This is a genomic window from Amycolatopsis oliviviridis (assembly GCF_014654365.1).
In the GTDB taxonomy this organism is placed as follows: Bacteria; Actinomycetota; Actinomycetes; order Mycobacteriales; family Pseudonocardiaceae; genus Amycolatopsis; species Amycolatopsis oliviviridis.
The window spans coordinates 512,788-533,619 of sequence record NZ_BNAY01000004.1; the positions used below are offsets into that span (position 1 = coordinate 512,788).

General features: G+C 69.9%; 23 protein-coding genes. 13 read left to right on the forward strand and 10 right to left on the reverse strand.

Going from position 1 to position 20,832, the window contains the following annotated elements; all coding sequences use genetic code 11:
• Positions 1-22: 22 nt before the first annotated feature.
• Both IE302_RS20295 and IE302_RS20300 read left to right on the forward strand, forming a co-directional pair.
• Positions 23-346: a superantigen-like protein SSL4 gene (locus tag IE302_RS20295; RefSeq protein ID WP_191256055.1), complete on the forward strand. Its 324-nt coding sequence runs from the start codon at positions 23-25 to the stop codon at positions 344-346.
• A 36-nt stretch (positions 347-382) separates the two neighbouring features.
• Positions 383-763: a hypothetical protein gene (locus IE302_RS20300; protein ID WP_191256056.1), complete on the forward strand. Its 381-nt coding sequence runs from the start codon at positions 383-385 to the stop codon at positions 761-763.
• Between the two features lie 44 nt (positions 764-807).
• On the opposite strand, the gene IE302_RS20305 is transcribed toward IE302_RS20300, so the two are convergent.
• Both IE302_RS20305 and IE302_RS20310 read right to left on the reverse strand, forming a co-directional pair.
• Complete coding sequence (locus IE302_RS20305; protein ID WP_191256057.1) at positions 808-2,442, reverse strand: ABC transporter permease; 1,635 nt, start codon at positions 2,440-2,442, stop codon at positions 808-810.
• Entirely contained in the window at positions 2,439-3,335 is an 897-nt protein-coding gene (locus IE302_RS20310) for an ABC transporter ATP-binding protein (protein WP_191256058.1), read from the reverse strand. Before IE302_RS20310 ends, IE302_RS20305 begins: the two co-directional genes overlap by 4 nt.
• A 94-nt stretch (positions 3,336-3,429) precedes the next feature.
• Here IE302_RS20310 and IE302_RS20315 point away from each other — a divergent pair, with 94 nt between their 5' ends.
• On the forward strand, positions 3,430-3,933 hold the full coding sequence (locus IE302_RS20315; protein WP_191256059.1) for a GbsR/MarR family transcriptional regulator: 504 nt from the start codon (positions 3,430-3,432) through the stop codon (positions 3,931-3,933).
• Between the two features lie 13 nt (positions 3,934-3,946).
• Here IE302_RS20315 and IE302_RS20320 read toward each other — a convergent pair whose 3' ends face one another.
• Entirely contained in the window at positions 3,947-4,531 is a 585-nt protein-coding gene (locus IE302_RS20320; RefSeq protein ID WP_191256060.1) for a TetR/AcrR family transcriptional regulator, read from the reverse strand.
• A 96-nt stretch (positions 4,532-4,627) separates the two neighbouring features.
• On the opposite strand from IE302_RS20320, the gene IE302_RS20325 reads away from it, so the two are divergent.
• The 6 genes from IE302_RS20325 (at position 4,628) to IE302_RS20350 (ending at position 10,413) form a co-directional block, all read left to right on the forward strand.
• Entirely contained in the window at positions 4,628-5,260 is a 633-nt protein-coding gene (locus IE302_RS20325) for an NAD(P)-dependent oxidoreductase (protein ID WP_191256061.1), read from the forward strand.
• An 82-nt stretch (positions 5,261-5,342) separates the two neighbouring features.
• A complete protein-coding gene (locus IE302_RS20330; RefSeq protein WP_191256062.1) occupies positions 5,343-6,068 on the forward strand; it encodes an SGNH/GDSL hydrolase family protein in 726 nt (241 codons plus the stop codon).
• Between the two features lie 116 nt (positions 6,069-6,184).
• A complete protein-coding gene (locus tag IE302_RS20335) occupies positions 6,185-6,358 on the forward strand; it encodes a hypothetical protein (protein WP_191256063.1) in 174 nt (57 codons plus the stop codon).
• A gap of 330 nt (positions 6,359-6,688) precedes the next feature.
• Positions 6,689-7,294, forward strand: coding sequence for an RNA polymerase sigma factor (locus tag IE302_RS20340; RefSeq protein ID WP_007030724.1), 606 nt, complete (start codon positions 6,689-6,691; stop codon positions 7,292-7,294).
• Positions 7,291-7,770 carry a carboxypeptidase regulatory-like domain-containing protein gene (locus tag IE302_RS20345; RefSeq protein WP_191256064.1) on the forward strand — a complete coding sequence of 160 codons (480 nt, stop codon included), beginning with the start codon at positions 7,291-7,293 and terminating at the stop codon, positions 7,768-7,770. Before IE302_RS20340 ends, IE302_RS20345 begins: the two co-directional genes overlap by 4 nt.
• Before the next feature lie 114 nt (positions 7,771-7,884).
• Complete coding sequence (locus tag IE302_RS20350) at positions 7,885-10,413, forward strand: CHAT domain-containing protein (RefSeq protein WP_191256065.1); 2,529 nt, start codon at positions 7,885-7,887, stop codon at positions 10,411-10,413.
• Between the two features lie 283 nt (positions 10,414-10,696).
• On the opposite strand, the gene IE302_RS20355 is transcribed toward IE302_RS20350, so the two are convergent.
• A complete protein-coding gene (locus tag IE302_RS20355; RefSeq protein ID WP_191256066.1) occupies positions 10,697-11,137 on the reverse strand; it encodes an SRPBCC family protein in 441 nt (146 codons plus the stop codon).
• A 49-nt stretch (positions 11,138-11,186) separates the two neighbouring features.
• Here IE302_RS20355 and IE302_RS20360 point away from each other — a divergent pair, with 49 nt between their 5' ends.
• Positions 11,187-13,151: an FUSC family protein gene (locus IE302_RS20360; protein WP_191256067.1), complete on the forward strand. Its 1,965-nt coding sequence runs from the start codon at positions 11,187-11,189 to the stop codon at positions 13,149-13,151.
• Between the two features lie 3 nt (positions 13,152-13,154).
• Here the strand turns inward: IE302_RS20360 and IE302_RS20365 are convergent, their stop codons facing one another.
• Positions 13,155-13,778: an AAA family ATPase gene (locus IE302_RS20365; RefSeq protein WP_191256068.1), complete on the reverse strand. Its 624-nt coding sequence runs from the start codon at positions 13,776-13,778 to the stop codon at positions 13,155-13,157.
• A gap of 90 nt (positions 13,779-13,868) precedes the next feature.
• Here IE302_RS20365 and IE302_RS20370 point away from each other — a divergent pair, with 90 nt between their 5' ends.
• The 3 genes from IE302_RS20370 (at position 13,869) to IE302_RS20380 (ending at position 15,640) form a co-directional block, all read left to right on the forward strand.
• Positions 13,869-14,207: a hypothetical protein gene (locus IE302_RS20370; RefSeq protein ID WP_191256069.1), complete on the forward strand. Its 339-nt coding sequence runs from the start codon at positions 13,869-13,871 to the stop codon at positions 14,205-14,207.
• Between the two features lie 204 nt (positions 14,208-14,411).
• Positions 14,412-15,344 carry a TauD/TfdA dioxygenase family protein gene (locus IE302_RS20375; RefSeq protein ID WP_191256070.1) on the forward strand — a complete coding sequence of 311 codons (933 nt, stop codon included), beginning with the start codon at positions 14,412-14,414 and terminating at the stop codon, positions 15,342-15,344.
• A gap of 62 nt (positions 15,345-15,406) precedes the next feature.
• A complete protein-coding gene (locus tag IE302_RS20380) occupies positions 15,407-15,640 on the forward strand; it encodes an antitoxin (protein ID WP_191256071.1) in 234 nt (77 codons plus the stop codon).
• Positions 15,641-15,709: 69 nt separating this feature from the next.
• Here IE302_RS20380 and IE302_RS20385 read toward each other — a convergent pair whose 3' ends face one another.
• The 5 genes from IE302_RS20385 to IE302_RS20405 all read right to left on the reverse strand — a co-directional run bounded on the left by IE302_RS20385 (position 15,710) and on the right by IE302_RS20405 (position 20,738).
• Positions 15,710-16,663, reverse strand: a complete 954-nt coding sequence (locus IE302_RS20385) for a prephenate dehydrogenase (protein ID WP_191256313.1) — start codon at positions 16,661-16,663, stop codon at positions 15,710-15,712.
• Between the two features lie 48 nt (positions 16,664-16,711).
• Entirely contained in the window at positions 16,712-18,730 is a 2,019-nt protein-coding gene (locus IE302_RS20390) for an NADPH-dependent 2,4-dienoyl-CoA reductase (RefSeq protein ID WP_191256072.1), read from the reverse strand.
• 10 nt (positions 18,731-18,740) lie between these two features.
• Positions 18,741-19,277: a PadR family transcriptional regulator gene (locus tag IE302_RS20395; RefSeq protein WP_191256073.1), complete on the reverse strand. Its 537-nt coding sequence runs from the start codon at positions 19,275-19,277 to the stop codon at positions 18,741-18,743.
• Positions 19,278-19,394: 117 nt separating this feature from the next.
• Complete coding sequence (locus IE302_RS20400; RefSeq protein WP_191256074.1) at positions 19,395-20,243, reverse strand: SAM-dependent methyltransferase; 849 nt, start codon at positions 20,241-20,243, stop codon at positions 19,395-19,397.
• Positions 20,244-20,270: 27 nt separating this feature from the next.
• Positions 20,271-20,738 carry a MarR family winged helix-turn-helix transcriptional regulator gene (locus tag IE302_RS20405; protein ID WP_191256075.1) on the reverse strand — a complete coding sequence of 156 codons (468 nt, stop codon included), beginning with the start codon at positions 20,736-20,738 and terminating at the stop codon, positions 20,271-20,273.
• Positions 20,739-20,832: the final 94 nt, after the last annotated feature.

Below are 20,832 nucleotides of genomic sequence, written 5' to 3' on the forward strand. Positions count from 1 at the left end.
TCGCATGGCGAGGGGGTGCCGGATGTTCGGTCAGGGTCCCACCACCGGTTCCGTCACGGTCGCGGCCATCGCGGGTCTCGCGACCGGACTGCTCGTCGCCGCCCTTTTGGTGGCAGGCCGCGAGTCACAGTCCCGCGTCCACGAAGTCGGCAGGACCCCCGCCCCGGCCACGACCTCCCGCTCGGTCGGGCCGGTCACGGTGACCGTGCCAGGAAGCGTCCCGGAACCCCTGGTGGTCACTCGCACCAGCACACCCGCGCCGCGCACGGTGACCCGGACGGTGACGCCGTCCACCACCTCGACGGAGCTCCCGCCCACTGCCACTTCGGGATTCCGGATCGACTGATGCAACCCGGACGGCCCCTCGCGACGTCTGCCCGGTATGCGGCGGCTACCCGTTTTCGTCCTCCTGGTCGCGACTTTGACCGCGTGCCAATCGCCTGAGAAGGCCTGCCCGGCCATCGCGTTGGAGGACGGGATCTCCCTCGACGTCCCGCCGGAAGTCACCCGCGTGTCGATGGAGTTGTGCTGGGCCGGTGACTGCGTGACCAAAGCCGCGCCCGGTGGCGAGCACGTCTTCATCCCGGTCCGCGGTCTGCCGACCACGCCGATCAAGACCACGGTGACCCTCGACGACGGGAAGCCCCACTCACTCGTCGTGACGCCGGCGATCGCCTACCCGGCAGGCGAGGCCTGCGGCGGCGGCGCGGCGGTCGCGAAACTGGTCGTCACGCCCGGCGGCGGAATACGGCAAGAACCGTGAAGGCCGTCCTCCCCGTCGGACGGCCTTCACGGTTTCCCCTGCGGCTAGCCGACGTCGCGACGCCGCCAGCCCATGAGCCCGGCCACGAGCGCGACCACGGCGACCCCGGTCAACCAGACCAGCGGTGTCGCGGTGAACTCCGCGGCGGGCAGCTTCGGAACGTGCGAGAACGGCGAGGCGTCCAGCAGCACCTGCGGCAGGTTCAGCACCGCGCCGAACAGGCTGAGCAGCAACGCCAGCCCGGCGATCGCCCACGCCGCCGTCGAGAACTTCGGCGCCAGGCCGAAAATCGTCACGGCGAGGCCGGTGATCACCCAGATCGCCGGGAGTTGCGCCAGCGAAGCGACCACCATGTCCCCGACGGAGTCGCCGATCGTGCCCGACCGCATCCCGTTCGACAGTCCTAAAAGGACACCGCTGACGACCATCATCAGCGCCGTGCCGCCGAACGCGAACACGAGGTGGCTCCCCAGCAGCCGCAGCCTGCCGACGCCCGTCGCGAGCAGCGGTTCGACGCGGATCGCGGTCTCCTCGGCCCGGAGCCGCAACGCGGCCTGCACCCCGTAGAGCGCGATGACCATGGCGAACAGGCCGGTCATCGCCGCCATGAAGGCGTCGATCAGCCCGTCCGTGCCGCCGAGGCGCTGGAAGATCTCCTTCGCCTGCTCGCTCTGCCCGACGACGTCGCCGATCCCGCTCGCGACCGAGCCGAACACCGCGGCGCAGACCGCCGTGCCGATCACCCAGCCGATCAACGGACCCCGGTGCAGCCGCCACGCCAGCGCGAACGGGCTGCGCAGCGACGCCGCCGCTTCGGCGGGGCCGGGACGCGGCGGGATGATGCCGGTGCCGACGTCACGCCGCGGGAGCAACGCGTAGCCGGCGGCGCCGACGACCACGGTCGCGGCCAGCGGCAGCAGGAAAACCCACCAGCGCTCGTCGGCGAACGGCCGGATCTGCTGCGCCCAGCCGATCGGGGACAGCCACGAAACCCAGGTCGCGTCCGAGGTCGAGTCGCCGACCGCCCGCAGCAGGAACGCGACACCGACGGCGGTGGCGCCGATCCCGTTGGCGGTCCTCGAATACTCGGCCACCTGGACGGCGACCGCCGCGACCGCGGTGAAGACCAGCCCGGTCGCCGCGGTGGCGGCGCCGAGCGCCCAAGCGCCGTCGGCGGGCAGCTTCGCGCCGATCATCAGCCCGGTCTCGACGAAGCCGATGAGGACACTCGCCCCGGCGGACACCAGCACGCCCGAGGTCAGCAGGGCGTACCGGCCGACCACCGCGGAGGCCAGCAGTTCCGCGCGGCCGGTGTCCTCCTCGGCGCGGGTGTGCCGGGTGACGGTGAAGACCGCCATCAGCCCGATGATCAGGGCGAGGAAGCCGCCGAGCCGCCACGCGGTGAACCCGCCCGCGGTCGAGAGGTCGAAGGCCGGACCGTAGATCAGCGAAAGCGACGGGTTCGCGCCCATGCTCGCGGTGAGCCCGGCCCGTTCGGCGGCCGTCGGGTACAGCGTTTCGAACGTCCCCGACGACGTCGACGGCATGATCCCGAGCAGCACGATCCAGATCGGCAGGACGATCCGGTCGCGCCGCAACGCCAGCCTGGTCAGCTGCCAGGTGCCGACCAGACCGTGCGCCGGTCCCGAAACGAGGGGGCGGTCGAGCGTCGCGGTCATTTCGCGCTCGCTTCGGTGGTGTAGTGGCGGAGGAACAGCTCCTCCAGCGTCGGCGGCTGGCTGGTCAGGCTGCGGACGCCGACCTCGGTGAGCTGACGCAGCGCCTCGTCGAGCGACCGGGTTTCGACGTCGAACCGGACCCGGTTGCCCTCGACCTTGAGGTCGTGGATGTTCGCCAGCCTGGTCAGCCCGTTCGGCGGTCCGGCGAGTTCGGCCGAGATCGACGTCCGGGTGAGGTGCCGGAGGTCGGCCAGCGTGCCGGTCTCGACGGTGCGCCCGTTGCGGATGATGCTGACCTTGTCGCAGAGCGCCTCGACCTCGGCCAGGATGTGGCTCGACAGCAGCACCGTGCGGCCCTGCTCGCGCTCCTCCTGGATCGCGTACTGGAAGGTGGCCTCCATCAGCGGGTCGAGCCCGGAGGTCGGCTCGTCGAGGATCAGCAGGTCCACGTGCGAGGCCAGCGCGGCCACGATCGCGACCTTCTGCCGGTTGCCCTTCGAGTAGGTGCGCCCCTTCTTCTTGGGGTCGAGGTCGAAGCGTTCGATGAGGTCCTTGCGGCGGCGCTGGTCGAGGCCGCCCCTCAGCCGTCCCAGCAGGTCGATCACCTCGCCGCCGGAGAGGTTGGGCCAGAGGTTCACGTCGCCGGGGACGTAGGCGAGGCGCCGGTGCAGGCTCGCCGCGTCCTTCCAGGGGTCGCCGCCGAGCAGGCGGACGTCGCCCGAGTCTGCGTGGAGCAGGCCGAGCAGGACCCGGACGGTGGTCGACTTCCCCGCGCCGTTCGGGCCGAGGAAGCCGTGCACCTCCCCAGCGGGTACCTGCAGGTCAAGGCCGTCCAAAGCCTTGGTCCGGCCGAAGGATTTGTGGAGGCCGGAGATGGAGATGGCGTTTTCCATGGATCTGAAGGTACAGTGATTTCACGAAGTTGTGAAGTTAAGAAAACGTATGGATGGTGTGATCACTCTGGGGGAGGTAAGAGAGGATGTGCTCATGACGACGACGCCTGAGAGTGCTTCGAGCACCGAGAGAGACGAGGACGCCGTCCGCCGTTACGTGGAGCACCTGGGCCTCACGCTTTCCCAGATCGGGATGCAGCGGATGCCGGCCAGGGTGTTCGCCGCGCTGATGACCACCGACGCCGGTCGGCTCACCGCGGCCGAACTGGCAGACCAGCTCTCGGTGAGCCCCGCCGCGATCTCGGGGGCCGTGCGCTGGCTGGAGCAGATCGGCCTGGTCGCCAAGGAACGTGAGCCGGGCTCGCGCCGCGACCACTACCGCCTCTTCGACGACCTCTGGTACGCCACCTTCATGAAACGCGACCGCATGATCACCCTGTGGCGCGACGCCGCCGACGAGGGCGTTGCTGCCCTTGGCGCGGACACGCCGGCGGGGGAGCGGATCGCCGAGATGCGGGACTTCCTGAGCTTCATGATCAAGGAGCTCAACGACATGTACGCGAAGTGGCACGAGATGCGGGACGCGAAGGGCAAGTAGCCAGAGCGTTTAGTCAAAGGGCTCGCGACAGTGTCGTCGCGAGCCGCTCCGCCCACTCGTCCAGTTCCGTTTCCGGCGGCTCCCTGTCCTCGAACGACGCCAGGAACGCGTACTGGAAACATGCCCCGAGTAGCAGGGACGCCGAAACCTCCAGGTCCGCGTCCTCGCGGATCCGGCCCAGCCGGCGCTCCTCGTCCAGGTACTCGGTGACGCGCGCGAGCGGGACGTCCGGCCCGCTCTGCCTGCTCATGACCTTTTCCCGGTGCGCCGCGAGCAGTTCCCGCGAGGAGAACAGCGACACCGCGATCGGGAAACTCTCCAGGTAGAACGACAGCGTGATCCGCGCCAGCCGGACGAGGTTCGCCGCGAGCGGGGTGTCCGCCGCGGTCCTCATCAACTCGTCCAGCGTCGTCCCGAGCGCGGGCAGCCGCTCGGTCAGCACGCTCGTGAAGATCTCGGTCTTGTCCTTGAAGTGCTTGTACAGCAACGCCTCGGAGTAGCCCGCCGCTCGCGCGATGGCCTTCGTCGTCGTGTGCGCGTAGCCCTGCTCGCGCATCACCTTCGCCGCCGCGGCGACGATCTCCTCGCGGCTTCCCATGTTCGCTCCTGAGGGCTTCTCAGCGTTCGCTCGACAAGTGGTCAGTGAACACTCACCATAGTGGGTGAGTGTTCACTAACCCAGGAAGGCGTGATCATGAAACTCACCGTTCTCGGTGCCACGGGCGGGGTCGGCTCCGAAGTCGTCAAGCAGGCGCTGGCCGCGGGGCACCACGTCACGGCGGTCGTCCGTGACCCGTCCCGGCTGACCGCCGAGGGCGAACGGCTGGACGTCGTCGTCGCCGGACTGTCCGAGCACGGCGCGCTGACCGAGGCGGTTTCCGGCCGCGACGCGGTGATCTCGGCCCTCGGCGCCCGCGACCGCAACCCGACGACCGTCGTCACCGACGGGGTCCGCGCCGCCCTCGCCGCGCTCGGGTCGGCCGGTAGCCGGCGGCTGCTCGTGGTGACCGCCAGCGGACCGTTCGTCGACGGCGACCCTTTCTTCACCAGGAACGTCGTGAAGCCGATCCTCGGCAGGATCCTCCGGCACGCCTTCGCCGACATGGTCGCCGCCGAGCGGATCGTGCGCGCGAGCGACGTCGACTGGACGATCGTGCGCCCGCCGCGCCTGCTGAACGGGCCGCACACCGGCGTCATCGCCGCCAGCACCGAAGGCAACGTCCCGGGGAGCTACAGCCTCAACCGCGCCGACGTCGCCGACTACCTGCTTCGCGCGGCTTCGGACGACTCGCTCATCCGGCAGACGGTCGCGATCGCCCACGGCTGACCCGCGTTTCGTCCTCTCGATGCGGTTGTCGCGTGCGCAACGATCGCGTTCAGAGGACGAAACGCGGAAGTAGAGTCGCGGCGTGATCAGCCGTGCGGTGGTGCTCGCCCCGATCCTGCTCGCGCAAGCCGTCCGGGTGCGCCGAACGACGCCCAGGCTGCCCGCCGCGTCGGGGCCGGTCAGCGGCCTCGTGGCGGGCGACGGCATCCCGGTGCGGCTCGCGGTGCTCGGGGAGTCCACTGTGGATGGCGTCGGCGCCGCGACGCACGCCGAGGCGCTGACCGGACGGCTCGCGGACGAGCTCGCGCGGGACGGCGGCGCGGTCGCCTGGCAGGCCGTCGGCAAGACCGGGGCCAACGCCCGGGTGGTGCGTGAAGACCTGCTGCCGCTGCTCGAACCGGCCGACCTCGTGGTGATCGCGCTGGGCGTCAACGACACGATCGAACTGCATTCGGCCACGCGCTACCGGCGCGACCTGCTCGATCTGATCGTCTCGCTGCGACGGCGGGTCGGCCGGGTACCGGTGGTGCTGGCCGGCGTGCCGCCGATGGGCCGGTTCCCCGCGCTGCCGCGTCCGCTGCGGGACGTCCTCGGCTCGCGGTCGGCCACCCTCGACGCCGCGGCCGCCCGGCTGGCGTCGCTGCCCGGCGTCGTCCACGTCCCGATGCCCGCCGCGATGCTGGACCCCGCGACCTTCGCCGAAGACCGTTTCCACCCAGGTCCCGAGGGCTACCGGCGCTGGGCCGAACAACTCGCTGAAGTGAGCCTGCAACTACTCAGCGACACCAATCAGTGGCAAAAGCGCTGATCAGGTCACTCGCCTGCCACAGATTAAGAAATTTCCGCGAAAAAGCTGGCTCTGCGTGTATCTGGTGGCAGCCTCGTTGCGTCCTATGGAGCAGTCGAGGAAATGAGGGACACCCGATGACGACCGAGACCAACACCGCGCCCGTCGACGACGAAGCCACGGCCACCGAGGACCTCGAGGAAACTCAGAAGCCGGGCCCGGTCACCGCGCCGGCACCGACCCCGACCCGTACCGGCGTGCGCCCGGACGGCAACTGGGAACCGAACGGCACCAAACCGCCGGTGAACTGAACGCACACAGACAGGTGATGTCCGGAGGCCGAGGGGGCCTCCGGGCATCACCTCCGGGTGCTCCTTCGGGGGAGGGGGACACCTGGACGCGGGCCCGTTGGGGAGCGGGCCCGGGGGGAGGGAAAAAAGGACCGGCCGGTGCGCAGTCCACACCTACTCGCGCCGGCCGGTGCCTTTGTCCTCTCCCCACGCCGAGGGGGATGACCGAAACTCGACGAAAAAGTTAGTGACTTGATGTATCCCAGAGCCTCTTGCACGCTCCTTCTCCCCGAAGGGCCCGCGATACTGCCAGCGCCGACACGAAGACACGTCCGAAGTGGGGCAGATACGGTGACCGACGTGCAAACGACCGAGGTAGACCCGCCATGGGAAGGACTGACCGGTGCCGACCTGCATGCCGCCTGCATGCGCGCGGCGCGGGCCGGTGACCGCCAGGCGATGGACAGACTTGTGCACGAGCTGACCCCGCTCGTGTGGCATGTCGCGCGCGCGAACGGGCTCGATCGCCTGACCGCCGAGGACGTGGTCCAGACGGTATGGCTCGCCCTGTTCAGCCAGCTCGAGAAACTCCGTGACCCCAAGGCGCTCGCCGCCTGGTTGATCACCACCACCAGACGTGAAGCCCAACATCCTTTCGGCCGCCGCGCCCAGCCCGTCCCGCTGACCGACGAGCTGGCCGAAAGCATGGAGAGCACCCACCCGGCCCCCGAAGAGGAAGCCGTCCGCGCCGACCGGGATCGCCGGGTCTGGCGCGCCTTCCTCCGCCTGCCGCACCGTTGTCAGCAGCTCCTTCGGCTGACCGTGCTCGCCGGGCGGGCCGAATACCAGCTGGTCGCCGAAGCACTCCGCATGCCGCGCGGAAGTGTCGGCCCGACCAGGGGCCGTTGCCTCGAATCGATGCGCGACCTACTGGCCCACGAAGGGGGAAGCCGATGAACGACCTCGGGACGCCGGGGGAGATGACCTCCCCGGGCGATGAGGCCTTGCTCGCCGATATCGGGCGCTTCATGGACGAATTGGACCCGCCACCGGGAGACCTGGTGCAGCGGGTTCAGTTCGCGCTCGCGCTCGAAAACCTCGATGTCGAAGTCGCGCGCTGGGAACGGATGGACGCCACGGCAGGCGTCCGCGGCAGCGACACCGGCACGATCACCTTCACCGTCAGCGATCTGACGGTGATGATCAACCTCACCAAGATCGGCAAGAAGCACCGGATCGACGGCTGGCTCGTGCCCGCCGGTGAGTACGGAGTGGAGGTTCGCGTCGCCGAGCACGGCACGAGTTCCACCACCGCCGACGAGGGAGGCCGGTTCGTGCTGGACAACGTTCCCCAGGGAACCACCCAGATCGTGGTCCACCTCGGTGACGTGACGTGCCGCCGGACGGTCGTGACCCCCACAGTGGTGCTCTAACCGGACGGCTGTTCCGTTATGCGGCGTGGGTGTGCTCCCATAGTGCGTGTGCCCGCGCCGTCTCCTCCTGTCGTCGATCCCGTAGCCGAGGCCGCGGACCTTCATCGACGGGCGATGGCAGCCGCCGCCGATCACGGCCCGGGCGCCGCGATCAAGTTGCTGCAGCGGGCTTTGACCTGCCTCGGGCCGGCGGAGGACGCCGGCCCGGAACGGCTGGAGATCCGGGTCCGGGTGCTGATCAGCCTCGCCGCGGCCGAGGCCGAGGTCCTGTCCCAAGAGGACGGATTCGCCCGGCTGGACGAAGCGGAGGAAGTACGGCTTTCGTTGCCGGAAGGCGGAACCCGGCGGCTGCTGCGGTTCACCGTCGTCCTGCAGCGCGCCGTCGTCCTGATGCGGATCTGGCGGCTGGAGGAAGCGCTCGCCCTCTATGACGCGGTGCTGCCCAGCCTGGTCGACGAAGTCGAGGACCACAGCCTGCTCCTGACCCGGAACATGATGAACCGGGCGTGGCTGCATCTGCAGATGACCAACCCCGACGGCGCCTACAAGGATCTGATCGGCGCGCTGGACATCGCGGTCAAGTACGGGCACCGCCGGCTCGAAGGGAAGATCCGGCACAACCTGGGCGATCACGCCCAGTTGCTCGGCGACATCCCCGAAGCGCTCCGGCACTACGAGCAGGCGGCGTCGATCTTCGTCACCGACGGACCCGGCTCGCTGCCGCTCGTCCGGCTCGACCAGGCGAAGGCCCTGCTCACCGCCGGGCTCGCGGAGGAGGCCGCGCGACATCTCGACGAAGCGATCCCCGAACTCCGCGGCAACGGCGCGCACCACGTCGTCGCGGAAGCGGAGGTCGCGCGGGCCGGGGCCGCCATCCTGGAGGGTGACCACGCGCTGGCGAAGAAGCTCGCGACGTCCGCGCGGCGGAGTTTCTTGCGGCGTGGCAACGGCCGGTGGGCGGAGATCGCCGAGCTGACCAGGCTGCGGGCGGACGCGGTGAAGGTCTTGGCGGACCGGGAGAAGAAGCCGTCCGCGAAACTGCCGGAACGGCTGGCCGATCTCGCCATCCGGCTGGCCGGGCTCGGGCTGCGCGACGAAGCGGGCGCGGCCAGGATGTTCGCGGTGCGGCTGCTGATCCGCCGTGACGAGACGGCCGCCGCGCAGGAACTCCTCGCCCAGGTGCCGAAACCGCGGCAGACGACGCCGATCGACCACCGGATGCAGCTGCGGTTGTGCCGGGCCGAACTCGCGGTGGCGTCCCATCGGCCGCGGTCCGCGCTCGCGCAGGCACGCGCCGGACTGGCGGAACTCGGGCAGATCCGCGACCGCATGGGCGGGCTCGACCTCGTCTGCGGCACGGCGGCGCACGGCGAGGAGCTGGGCAAACTCGCGCTGACGCTGGTGCTCAAGAAGGCGAGGCGCAGCGGCGCCGGGGCGAAGAGCCTGTTCGCGTGGCTGGAACGCACGCGCGCGCAGGTGTACCGCTACGAACCGCTCCCGGTCATCGAAGACCCCGCGCTCGCCCGGCACATCAACGAAATGCGGCACGTGCAGGGGACGATCCAAGCGCGGCGGCTGTCCGGCGAACCGGTCGGGAAACTCGAGGAGCGCTACGACCGTCTGCAGCGGGAGGCGACCCGGCTCGGCTGGTACACGAGTCAGTGGGGGCGGCCGCGGCCGGTTTCCGCGCCCGAAGAGGTGGTCGAGCGGCTCGGGGATCGCGTGCTGGTCAGCCTGATGGGGTATCGCGACACCCTGTACGCGGTGGTCGTCGACCGCGGCCGGTTCCGGCTCCTGAAGCTGGGGCCGCTCGCGGAGATCGTCGAGACCGCGCGGCAGCTGCACGCGGACCTCGACGCGCTGGCCCCGGACAACCTGCCCGCACCGCTGGTCGAGGTCGTCACCGGTTCCGCGCGGCGCCGGGCGGACAAACTGGACAAACTGATCTCCGCGTCGCTGGCGAAGACGTTGGAGAACCGCGAGCTGATCATCGTACCGATCGGTTCGCTGTACGCGTTGCCGTGGGGCGCTTTGCCCTCGCTGCACGGGCATCCGGTGTCGATCGCGCCTTCGGCCACCGCCTGGGTGACCGCGTCCGGGCGGCGGAGTTCCGGTCCGGTGCTGCTCGCCGGCGGTCCCGGTGTGCCGGGTTCGGTCGGCGAGGTGCGGAACCTGCGGACGGTGTACCCGCAGGCCCGGCTCGTCGACGGGAAGGACGCGACCAGCGACACCGTACTGTCCGCTTTGGACGGTTCCGGGATGGCGCACCTGGTCGCGCACGGCGCGCACGAACCGGCGAACGCGCTGTTCTCGCGGCTGGAACTCGTCGGCGGTCCGCTGTACGCGCACGAAACCGCCCGGCTCGCGAAGCCGCCGGAACGGGTGGTGCTGGCCGCGTGCGAACTCGCGATGAGTCACATCCGGCCGGGCGAGGAGGCGCTCGGGTTCGCCGGGACGCTGCTCGCCAGCGGTTCGCGTACCGTCATCGGCGCGATCGCGCGGGTCGGTGACAAGGCCGCCGCGGACGCGATGTCCGAACTGCATCGGCGGCTGGCTTCGGGGACCGCGCCCGCTTTGGCGCTCGCCGAGGCGACCGCCGCCGATCCACTGCGGCGCCCCTTCCTGTGCCTCGGGGCGGGCTGAAGGGGCCTTTCGCCGCATGCGATGCGGCGAAGGACGCTTTCGCCACTTGGTGTGGCCGGGATCCGGTCGTCGGCGGCGGGGCTGAAGGGGCCTTTCGCCGCGTCTCATGCAGCGAAGGCTCCCTTCACCGCGTCGTATGCGGCTATGGCGTCCTTCAGCTACCCACAGGAGTTGTCCACAACCACCGTCACCTGTGGACAACCTCGCCGAGCGGCCGTTCCCGTCGCTCAGCACCGATAGACTGGATTCGGGGTCGCCCCCCTGGGACGGGTGGGGGGTGGGGTCAGGGGCGTTCGGCGTGTTTCACCAGGCGGGTGGCCAGTAGTGAGACGACGGTGCGCAGGGCCGCGCGGGCGGCGGCGCCGGTGCCGGGCACCGATTCGGTGAACCGGCCGGTCCAGCGCAGATCCGTGCCACCGGAAGCGTTCGGCGTGAACGAGACTTCGGCGCGATAGTCCTTCAGCGGCGCGATGCCCGCGAAACCGTAGACATGCTTCCGGTCCTGTTCGTATTCGAGCGTCTCTTCGTGGAGATACACCGGCCACAGCCCGACGGCCCGGACGGCACCCACCCCGTCCGCGTCCGGCTCCCGCGCCCACCGCGAGTGGAACACCACCGGCTTCGCCCATTCCGACCACCGGGAACCGTCGGCCTCCAACGCGAAAAGGGCGGCGGGCGAGGCGCTGCTCGTCCGGTTGATCTCGAAGGAGTACGTCTTGCCCATGTGGCGACGATAACCGCTCCGGCCGCGACGGATAAGTCAAGATAGGGGCGTGAGCACGACGCGCCGCGAGATCGCCGCACCACATTGGCTGGTGCAGCTGCTGCGCAGCACCCCGGTTCCCATCCCGTGGAACATGGTCGCCCGCGCCGTCCTCGCGCTCGCCGTACCGCTGGCCGTCGGCTACGCGCTCGGCGACATCGGCGTCGGCGCGCTCATCTCCACCGGCGCCCTGCCCACCGTCCTGTCCGAATCCGCCGGCCCGTACCGCTACCGCGCCCGGCGGCTCGGCGGCGCCACCGCGGCCGCCGCCTTCGGCTACTTCGCCGGACTGATCACCGGCGGCATCCCCGCCGCTTCCATCCCGGTCGTCGTCGCGGTCGCGGCGGTCTCCGCGCTGATCAGCGCGGCGGGCAGCAACGCCTCCGTCGCCGGGCTGCAGATGTTCGTCTTCTGCGTGCTCGGCACCGGCCAGCACGTCACCGGCCTGCGCGTCGAAATTCTCCTCGGCTACTTCTGCGTCGGTGCCGCCTGGAGCCTGCTCATCGCGCTCGCCACCTGGACCTTCCGCGCCACCAGCCCCGAACGCGGCGCCGTCGCCCACGTCTACGTCGAACTCGCCGCGATGCTGTCCGCGACCGACGAAGCCACCTCCCGCGTCGCGCGACACCAGCTCACGACGGCGATGAACACCGCGTACGACCGGCTGCTCACCGCGCGATCCTGGCTGTCCGGCCGCGACGCCACCTACCGCCAGCTGCTCAACCTGCTGTCCGCCAGCACCCCCGCCGTCGAGGCGTCCGTCGCGATGGTCAACGCCGGCCGCCGCGCCCCGGAAGACGTGATCGGCCACTTCATCGCGACCTCGGCCGCCGTACTCGCGAACCAGGAACCGCCGAAGCCTCCCGAAGCGCCCGAAGACGCGGACCCGGTCCTCGCCGCGCTCTACGCCGGACTCGCCCGCATCGCCAAGGGCGACAACCGGAAACGGCGCGAGGTCCAGCCGTGGCACAAACGCCTCCGCGGCTGGGCGGGCTCGCTGATCTCCGGCCCGCTCACCTGGTTCGCCGCGCTCCGCCTCACGCTGTGCGTCGCGATCGCCGAGATCGTCGCGCTGCTCGTCCCGTTCGAACGCTCCTACTGGATCACGCTCACCGTCGGCATCGTCCTCAAACCGGACTTCGGCTCGGTCTTCGGCCGCGCCGTCCTGCGCGGCATCGGTACGGTGATCGGCGTGGGCATCGGCGCGGCCGTCCTCGCCGCGGGCGGTGAGGGCTGGCTGCTGGTCCTGCTGATCGCCGTGTTCGCGGGCGGCGTCGCGGTCGGCAAGGTCCGCAACTACGGCGTCCTCAGCGCCTTCGTGACCCCGCTGATCATCCTGCAGATGGACCTCGCCAGCACCGGGAGCTGGAACGTCGTGCTCGCGCGGCTCGTCGACACCGTGCTCGGCTGCGCGATCGTCCTGCTCTTTGGCTACCTGCTGTGGCCGGGCAGCAGGCGGCCGCAGGTCGGCGGACGGCTCGCCGACAGCCTCGACAGCCTGGTCAAATACGTCGACAAGGGCCTCGTGCTCGCGCCGTCCGGCGAAGCCCGCTTGGAACGCTCACGCGCCCGCCGCCGCGCCTACCGCGCACTGGCCGACCTGCGCACCGCGTTCCAGCAGGTCGTCGTCGAACCCTCCGCCGCCGGACGGCAGGCCGTCGCCTGGTGGCCGGTGATCGCCGGACTCGAACGCGTCGCCGACGCCGTCACCGAGGTCGGCGTCACCCTCGGCCGCGGCGCCCCCGCTCCCGGCGAGGCCGACGTCGCCCTGCTGACAGCCGCCCTCGCCGAACTCGCGGCCGCCGTCCGCGAGGAACGCGACCCGGCGGAGATGCCGATGCCCGACGGAGAGCAGCTGTCCGGTGTCGTCGACCAGATCGGCGCCGCCTTCGACGCCGTGCGCGGCCCCGACCTCGTCGAACGCGCGCCGCTGCGGCTGGTCCGGCGTTTTCTGCCGTATCACCGCAGGGCCTGAACGTCAGTCGAACCGGATGTGCTTGACGCTCGTCCACTTGCGACGGACGAAGCCCCGCAGCGCGCTGTCCGTGTTCGGTTCGAGTGTCAGCCCGGCCGACGCGGCGATCCGATCGGCGACCTCCGCGACGGTGAGCCTGTCCGTGTGGAGGTGCTCGCCGAACTCCGCCCGGCCCAGCCGTTCCAGGCAGAGGTCGAGCTTCGACACCGCGAAACTCTCGCGTTTCGGCGGCACGCCCTTCCGCCGGACGGAATGGACGATGCCGCGTTCGCTCAGCCGTCGCAGCACGGTCTCGCGTTCGGCCAGCAACGCGAAGTGCCGGACGTCGTGCCCGCGTTCCCGCAGCCTGCCGACGATCTCCTCGAAGTACATGGGTTCCACCAGCGTCATCGGCACGATCACCGGGCCGTCCTGCTTGCCTAGAACGAGGTCGAGCACCTCGAACACGCCCTGGCGCCACGCGGAAAGGTCCTGGAAATCACCACGCAGCCGCGGTGGCATCATCCGGTGCAGGCCGAAACCCGCGACCTCGGGATCGGACAGGACACTGCCGGGAAGACGCCGGTGCAGTTCGTGCGCGGTCTGCGTCTTGCCACCGCCGAACGGGCCGTTGATCCAGACGAGCATGCCGACGACCCTAGCGACGGACCCACCCGGATGGGGGAGGGTGAGCATAGTCTCGAACTAATGTTCGAGTTTTCACGCATAATCGACCCCATGCTCGACACTGGTGACACGCTGCCGCCGGGGCCGCGTCACCTGCACATGGTCCGGCCCCATCAGCCCGTTTGGGTCGACCTCAAGCTGGTTTACCCCGTCGGCGCCGCCAAGACCCGCCTCCCCGACGGCCTGGACCTGACCGGCACCGTCCCCGGGCTGCTGGGGATGTGGCGGGCGACGACGACGGCGCACTGGGTCGGCTGGGTGACCTTCCAGCTCGGCCCGGTCGGCCGGGGCGGCACGACGCATTCGCAGTGGGTGCTCGCCGAGGCGCTGCGCCCGCGCGAGGAGCGGAACACCTGGTCGGGAAGCTATCCCTACGAGCGGCGACGGTGAATATCCCGCCCCGTGGACGAGGTTGCCCCCGTTCTCGTCCCGGCGCCACCATGAAGAGGTGTCCGCCATCCTGAAGTCCTCGCCGTTCCACCCGGCGAGCGAAGGTGTCGCCGCACTGCTCCTGCGCCGTGGACGTCTGGGCTCGCCGCCCGCGTAGCTCCCCGCCTCGCCAAGTCGTCCGACGGTGAAACCCAGGGAGCACGTATGTCCATCGAACTGCCCGACCGTGTCCGCCTCCGCCCCGCGACCGTCCCCGACGGCGGGATCCTCGAAGGGCCGCGTGTGCTGCGGCGCCTGCCGGAGGGTGTCGAAGAACGTCCTTACGAGCTGTTCGCGCTGCGCCCGCTGGGGCGGGTGATCGGAGCCGAGATCGGCGGCGTCGACCTCGCCGAACCGCTGACGCCCGCCCTCCACGCGGAGCTGAACCGCGCGTTGCTGGAGTGGAAGGTGCTGTTCTTCCGCGACCAGGACATCACGTCGGCGCATCAGCGCGCCTTCGCCGCCAACTGGGGCGAGCTGGAGACGAATCCCTTCATCCCCCAGGGTGAGACCGAGGACACCACCCGCTTCACCAGGTCGGCGTCCATGCCCGGATTCGAGAACATCTGGCACGTGGACGTCACGTTCCGGCCCGCGCCGGCGCTCGGCTCGGTCCTGCGGCTGATCGAGGTCCCGCCGATCGGCGGCGACACGATGTGGGCCGACATGGCCGCCGCCTACGACAACCTGCCGGAAGACCTCCGCGAACGGATCGACGGACTGACCGCGGTGCACGACTTCATCCCCGGCTTCGCCCGCTTCTCCGACCCGGAACTGCTGCTGCGTCACCAGGACGCCTTCCCGCCGGTCGAGCATCCGGTGGTCCGCACGCATCCGGAAACCGGGCGGCGCACCCTCTTCGTGAACCAGGCCTTCACGACCCACATCGCCGGCCTCGACCGCGACGAGAGCGACAGGCTCCTGCGGTACCTGTTCAGCCGGGCGCACGTCCCGGAGTTCCAGGTGCGCTTCGCCTGGCGGCCCGGTTCGGTGGCCTTCTGGGACAACCGTGCCACCCAGCACTACGCGGTCAACGACTACCACCCGTACGCGCGAGTGGCCGAGCGTGTCGCCATCGTCGGCGACCGGCCGTTCTGAGCCGTCCCCATGACGGGTGATCGTCGAGGCGGGTTCACCGGAACCTGTGTGACGATTGGGCCATGGGCATCAACTTCGATGAATTGAAGAACAAGGCCACCGACGCTCTCCGCGAGCACAACGACAAGATCGAAGGCGGCCTGGACAAGGCGGCGGACTTCGCCAAGTCGAAGTTCTCCGGACACGACTCCCAGATCGACTCCGGGGTCGGCAAGGCGAAGGACTTCCTCAACAAGTTCGACGACACCCCGGACACCCCGCAGCAGAACCAGCAGCAGCCGCCGCAGGGCCAGTAAACCGTCGCGTTTCGTCCTCTGAATGCGGTAGTTGCGCGTGCAACTACCGCAACGAGAGGACGAAACGCGTCAGGAGACCTCGCCGACCGCGGTGTCGCCTTCGATCGCCGTGATCCGGCCACCGCGCTCGCCGAGCGCGATCAGGCCGTCCCGCGCGTCCGGGGCCGACAGGCTGACCCGCACCCCCGCGCGTTCCGCGTCCTTACTGGCCGCAAACGCTTGCGCGCCCTCGTGGCCGGCGTTGACCGTCACCGCCAGACCGCCCGTCGAGGCCAGCGAACCCCGCGCGGCACCCAGCCGCCCGAGCGCCTCGTCGACGATCGGAAGCAGCGCGTCCCGGTTGCCCTCGGTCATCGCCCGCACCAGCGCCGGGCTCGACGCGGCCACGCGCGTGCCGTCCGTGTAGGACCCGGCGGCCAGCGACATCGCCAGCGGCCCGCCCTGCGCGCCGATCGTGGCCAGGATGGCCGCGAAGATGTGCGGCAGATGCGAGATCCGCGCGACCGTCTCGTCGTGCGAGTCCGCGGGCAGCGGGACGACGTGCGCGCCGACGTCCAGGACCAGCCCCGCGACCTCGGCCCACGCCGTCAGATCCGTGTCGTGCTCGACGCCCAGCACCCACGCGGCACCGCCGAACAGCGCCGGGTTGCTCGCCTTCCAGCCGGACTCCGCGGTCCCGGCCATCGGATGCCCGCCGACGAACTTCGCGTACGGCGCGCGCCGCCGGACGACGTCGAGCACCGGGCCCTTGACACTGGTGACGTCGGTGAGCACACAGTGCCCGGCGACCCGCGAAACGGTGCGGAGCACCTCTTCGACCGCGGGCAGCGGCACCGCGAGCACGATCATCGCGTCCCGCTCGGCCGCCTTGCTCAGCGCCGCTTCGACCTGCGTGGTCACGTCGAAACCCGCTCTGCTGGCCGCGTCCGCGTCCGCTTCCGAGGTCGTCGCCCCGAACGTGGTGCGGCCGATCGAATGCGCCGCGCGCAGCAGCGAACCACCGATCAACCCGAGCCCGATCACGCATACGTCCCGCACAAGGGTTCATCCTGCCATCTACTCGGCCACTCTTCAGAGAACGGCGGCGAGGCGGGTTCCCTGATCGATGGCGCGTTTGGCGTCCAGTTCGGCCGCGACGTCGGCGCCGCCGATCAGATGCACCGGCAGCCCGGCCGCCCGCAGGCCGTCGGCGAGGTCGCGCACCGGCTCCTGGCCCGCGCAGACGACGACGGTGTCCACATCGAGCACACGCTGTTCGTCACCGACGGTGATGTGCAGGCCCTCGTCGTCGATCCGGTCGTAGCCGACCCCGGTGAGCTGCTCGACGCGCTTGGCCTTCAGCGCGGCCCGGTGCACCCAGCCGCTGGTCTTGCCCAGCCCCGCGCCGATACCGGACTTCTTGCGCTGCAGCAGGAAGACCTGCCGCGGTGACGGCTCGACCTTCCGCTCGGTCAGCCCGCCTGCCGCCCGTTCGGGATCGGTGACGCCCCATTCGGCCATCCAGGCGTCCAGATCGAGCGCGGGGGAGGTGGTGTGCGTCAGGAACTCGCTGACGTCCACGCCGATCCCGCCCGCGCCGATCACGGCGACCTTGCCGCCCACCGGTTTCCCGTGCCGGACGACGTCCACATAGGACAGAACCTTGGGATGGTCGATACCCGGGAGCGACGGCACCCGCGGTGTCACGCCGGTGGCCAGCACGACCTCGTCGAACCCGGCCCCGGCGAGACTCTCGGCGGTCGCGCGGGTACCGAGGTGGACCTTGACGCCGGTGACCTCCAGCCGTCGCGCGTAGTACCGGATGGTCTCCGCGAACTCCTCCTTGCCCGGGATCTTCCGCGCGATCCCGAACTGGCCGCCGATCTCGTCGTCCGCCTCGAACAGTTCGACGGTGTGCCCGCGCTCGGCGAGGCCGGTCGCGGCCGCGAGCCCGGCGGGACCCGCGCCGACGACGGCGACGCGTTTGGTCTTGCGCGTGGGTGACAGGGTCAGCGTGGTCTCGTGGCCCGCGCGCGGATTGACCATGCAGGACACGAGTTTCCGCTTGAACGCGTGGTCGAGGCACGCCTGGTTGCAGGCGATGCAGGTGTTGATCTCGTCCTCGCGTCCGGTCTCGGCCTTGCGGATCCACTCCGGGTCGGCGAGGAACGGCCGCGCCATCGACACCAGATCCGCGTCGCCGCCGGCCAGCGCCTCCTCGGCGACCTCGGGCATGTTGATCCGGTTCGACGTGACCACCGGGATCCCGACGTGCGGTTTGAGTTTCCCGGTCACCCAGGTGAACGCCGCGCGCGGCACCGACGTCACGATCGTCGGCACCCTCGCCTCATGCCAGCCGATGCCGGTGTTGATGATCGTCGCGCCCGCCTCTTCGACCTCCTTGGCCAGCGCGACGACGTCCTCCCAGCTCTGGCCGCCCTCGACGAGGTCCAACATGGACAGCCGGTAGATGATGATGAAGTCCTCGCCGACCGCTTCCCTGGTGCGGCGCACGATCTCGACGGCGATCCGGCGCCGGTTCTCCGCGCTGCCGCCCCACTTGTCGGTGCGCTTGTTGGTCCGTTCGGCGAGGAACTGGTTGATGAAGTAGCCCTCGGAACCCATGATCTCGACGCCGTCGTAGCCCGCTTCCTTGGCCAGGAAGGCACAATCGGCGAACGCGCGGATCTGCCGCAGCACGCCGTACCCGGAAAGCGCACGCGGTTTGAAGGGGTTGATCGGCGCCTTGATCCCCGACGCCGAGACGCTCAGCGGGTGGTAGGAATACCGGCCCGCGTGCAGGATCTGCAGCGCGATCTTGCCGCCCGCCTCGTGCACCGGATCGGTGAGTCGCTTGTGCGCCTTGGCTTCCGCGCGCGTCGAGAGCTTCGACGCCAGTGGCAGGAGCCAGCCGGTCCGGTTCGGCGCGAACCCGCCGGTGACGATCAGCCCGACGCCACCGCGGGCGCGTTCGGCGTAGTACTCGGCCAGTTGCGGGAAATGCGCTTCCTTGTCTTCGAGACCGGTGTGCATCGAGCCCATGATCACTCGGTTGCGCAGGGTGGTGAAGCCGAGATCGAGCGGGGAAAGCAGGTTCGGGTACTGGCTCATCGCAGGGTCCTTACGCATCGTGGTGGAATGCCTGGAGGACTTCCTCGAGCCACTCGACGTGGCCCTGTTCGGTTCGGATTCCTCCGCGCAGCACGAGGAACTGATGCAGCGACTGTCCACTGAGGACGCTAGGATCGGGGAAGTCGCGCTTCTCGATCAGCAGGTAGGCGTCGAGGCGGGCCGCGTGCGCGTCGCGATGCCGGGTGATCTCGGCGGCGACGGCGCCGGGTTCGCCGAGCGTCGCGCCGCGGATCTTGACGGCGAGTTCCCGGGCCGTGGCCGCGGGATCGGGTTCGGCGAGCCAGCGGGCGAGTTCGGCCCGGCCGGCGTCGCCGACGGTGTAGACCTTCTTGTCGGGTTTCCCGGACTGCGCGACGTGGTCGACGGCGACCCAGCCCGCGTCCTCCATCCGCTTGAGGACGCGGTAGATCTGCTGGTGGGTGGCGTTCCACCACAGTCCGATGGACTTCTCGAAGCGGCGCGTCAGCTCGTAGCCCGAGCCGGACCGCTCGGACAGGGAGACCAGGATCGCGTGCTCCAGTGCCATGCACTCAGTTTCATATGCACCTAGTTGCACTGCAAGGCGACGCGCGTCACAAAGCGCGTGAAGGCCCCCTTCCCTCGGCTCAGCCGAGGGAAGGGGGCCTTCACGCGAGAAAAAATGTCACGGCTTGCGGGCGATGCCTCCGATGACGCGCGACTCGGAGGGTGCGGCGGCGAAGACCGTCCTCTCGTCCGGGTGCCACGCCGGCGCGTAGACCAGGCCCGGTTCCAGCAGCGGCCAGCCGCCGAAGAACCGCCGGAACTCGTCCATGGTGCGCAGGAAACCGGGGTTCGTCGTGGTCTCGTAGTAGTCGAGGATGTCGAGCAGCGCCTGCTTCTCGTCCTCGTTGGCCGGGTTCTCGTTGGTCATCTGTGAAAGCACCAGCAGTGAACCCGGCGCGATCCGGTCGCGGTAGAAGTCCAGCAGCGAGTCCGGGTCCTGCTCGTCCTTGATGAAGTGCATGACCGCGTTGATCACCAGCGCGACCGGCTGCCGGACGTCGATGATGCCGGAGTCCATCACCCGTTCCCAGAGCCCCTCGGGGTCGAACAGGTCCGCGGCGATCGCGTGGTGCCGGCCCGGGTCGGCGGTGTCGGCGAGCAGCAGCGTCGAATGCGCGAGCGCGATCGGTTCGTTGTCGATGTAGAGGACGTGCGTGTCCTCCTCGGGCCGCGCTTCGTCGGCGACCTCGTGCACGTTGCCGGCCGTCGGCAGGCCGGAGCCGATGTCGACGAACTGCCGGATGCCCAGTTCCGCGCAGTGCCGCACGGCCCGGCCGAGGAACTGCCTGCTGGTCGTGCAGTAGTCACCCATGAGCGGCAGGCGTTTGCGCACCTTCTCGGCGAACTCGCGGTCGATGGCGTAGTGGGTGTCCCCGCCGATGAAGTAGTCGTAGACCCGGGCCGCGGACGGCCGGTCCAAGCTGTTCTCGACGGCCTTGAGCGCCGCGTCGTGATCGATCATCGTCATCCCTTTGTCCGCGCCGGAAATCCCATGCTAACCGGCCGGGACGTAGGCCTGACGGTAGGCGTTCACGGACTCGGTCAGGCGATCGAGCTCCGCGCGGGTGCGGGCGAGCCCGGCCGCGTCGAGGCCCATCGCGTCGCCGATGATCTTCGGGATCCCGCTCGCGCGGTCCCGGAGCCGGGCGCCGTCCCCGGTCAGGCTGATGCGCACCGACCGCTCGTCGTCGGCCTGCCGGTCACGCCGGATCAGCCCGGACTTCTCCAGGCGTTTGAGCAGGGGCGACAGCGTGCCGGAGTCGAGGTTCAGCACCGTGCCGAGCTCCTTGACCAGCCGCTCGTCCTCCTCCCAGAGCGCGAGCATCACCAGGTACTGCGGATAGGTCAGGCCCAGATCGTCGAGCACCACCCGGTAGAGCGCGGTCACGGCCCGCGATGCCGCGTAGAGCCCGAAGCACAGCTGGTCGTCCAGGCACAGCGACGCGGTTTCGTTCGATGGCATAAGCCCTCCTTCGCTCGCCCAACGCGCTCTCCGCTGTCGATGATGCCCCATGACGCCACTTGAGTGGGGTAAATCTCCTCGTGCACATTTTAGT